Genomic DNA, 1,753 nt, shown 5'->3' on the forward strand with positions numbered 1-1,753 from the left:
GCATCTGGGACCCACGGGCCGACGACGCCGAGGCCGTCGCGCAGCACGACGGACAGGTGCGGGATGCCGCGCCCCCGCAGCGTCGACAGCAGGGGCGCGTCGGGCACCTCGAACCCGGTCAGCACGACCGTGCCCACGGAGCCGGCGGGCTCCCGGGCGATCCACCGCCGCGCGGCGTCATCCGGGATGCGCGACACCGGCGACCAACCGCGCAGGCGCAGCGACTCCGCCAACCGGTGCCGCAGGCCATCGCGGCCGATCAGGGTCACCGCACCGGGTTCGCGATGCTTTTCGACGAGCCCCGCCCGACCCAATTCGGCCACCAGCGCCGAAGCCATCGCCCCGGGCAGTTCGGTGGCGGCCAGACCCTCGGCCACGCAGGCGCCCCGGGTGCCCGAGAGGAGGGCGGTGAAGACGGGGCCGGGGGACACGCCGTCGGGAAGCGGAAAAATCATGCACGTGCTCGAATCGGCCCCGAACTGGATGCGCCCGCCGGGCCGCAGCAGCACCGGAACGTGGCGGTGCAGCAGCACCGGCGCGGATCCCCCGATCTCAACCCCCATGTGGTCACTGAAGCACGACCACACCACGCGCGCACGCGGCGAATCGGCACGTTTCACCCCCGAACCCGTCTACGCTGGGGTCATGGACCGCAAGCGCCCCCAACGCGACCGACCCGACTACGGGCCGGACGTCGAAGTGCGGCGCTCCAAACGGCGCCGCCGCACCGTCTCCGCACGCGCCGAAGGCAGTCGCATCGTGGTGATGGTCCCCGACGACCTGCCGGACGCCGAAGAGCGCCGCCAAGTCGCCGAGATCGTCGAGCGGGTGCGGCACAAGGTGGGCAACAACCTCGACGACGATGCGCTGGACAAGCGCGCCCGGCGGCTCGCCCGCACCGTCCTGGAGGGCAAGCCGCGCATCGAATCCATCAAATGGGTGCGCAACATGTCGCGCCGGTGGGCGTCCGTCACCGGCGACCCGGGGCGCATCCGGGTGTCACACCGTCTTGCCGACGTCCCCGAATACGTCCTCGACGACGTCATCGTCCACGAGCTCGTGCACACCTTCATCGAGGACGGCCACTCCGACGAATTCTGGGCATGGGCCGCGAAAGCCCCGCACCACGAACGGGCGCGGGGCTATCTGGAGGCGTACCAGCGGTGGGGCGTGCGGTCCTAGGCTCGTCCTAGCCTTCGCCGTCGGGCTTTTCGCGCTCGTCGCCTTCCTCGGCCTCCTTGCGCAGCTGGTCCTCCAGCGCCGCGATCGGGTCGAAGTCGTCGGAGGCATCGCCGCCGAGCACGCCGTCGATGAACTCGGCGGAGTTGTCCAGGTCCTCGGCCACCGGCAGGAAATCGGGGTGGTCCCAGACGCCGTCGCGGCGGTCGACGCCCACGGCGGTGGTGAGGCGTCGCCACAGGTCGGCGGCCTCGCGGACCTTCGGGGCGCCCAGGTCGATGCCGGTCGCCTTCTCCAGGGCGTTCTCCGCGCCGCCGGACGCGCGGCGGCGGCGCCACGCCTCGTCGAGCTGCACCGCACCGGGCAGGCGCTCGCCGAGGGCGTCCTCGACGACGACGTCGACCCAGCCCTCCACCAGCGCCAGGAGCGTCTCCAGGCGGGTGCGGGCATGCTGGTTGGCCGACGTGATCTTCGGCGACAGGTCCATGTTCTGCATGGCGGACATCGCCTCCTGCAGCTTCGACGGATCCTGCATCGACTCCAGGTCCAGGCCGCGGGCGGCTTCTTCCACGCC

2 protein-coding genes and 1 pseudogene are annotated in these 1,753 nt (G+C 71.8%); 1 reads left to right on the forward strand and 2 read right to left on the reverse strand.

Translation table 11 applies throughout. The features are described from left to right. Positions 1-563, reverse strand: a pseudogene (locus GX015_RS00630) (bacteriocin biosynthesis cyclodehydratase); the annotation flags it as partial. An 82-nt stretch (positions 564-645) separates the two neighbouring features. On the opposite strand from GX015_RS00630, the gene GX015_RS00635 reads away from it, so the two are divergent. Continuing rightward, positions 646-1,182 carry a YgjP-like metallopeptidase domain-containing protein gene (locus GX015_RS00635; protein WP_291342010.1) on the forward strand — a complete coding sequence of 179 codons (537 nt, stop codon included), beginning with the start codon at positions 646-648 and terminating at the stop codon, positions 1,180-1,182. Positions 1,183-1,189: 7 nt separating this feature from the next. On the opposite strand, the gene GX015_RS00640 is transcribed toward GX015_RS00635, so the two are convergent. Continuing rightward, positions 1,190-1,753, reverse strand: a 564-nt coding sequence (locus GX015_RS00640; protein WP_291342011.1) for a zinc-dependent metalloprotease, incomplete at its 5' end; no start/stop codon positions are given.

Origin of the sequence: Corynebacterium sp. (assembly GCF_012837295.1) — a bacterium.
In the GTDB taxonomy this organism is placed as follows: domain Bacteria; phylum Actinomycetota; class Actinomycetes; order Mycobacteriales; family Mycobacteriaceae; genus Corynebacterium.

What these genes read in the sequence shown, in the direction of transcription:
- GX015_RS00635 (WP_291342010.1), top strand. Translation starts at nt 646, where the DNA reads ATGGACCGCAAGCGCCCCCAACGCGACCGACCCGACTACGGGCCGGAC.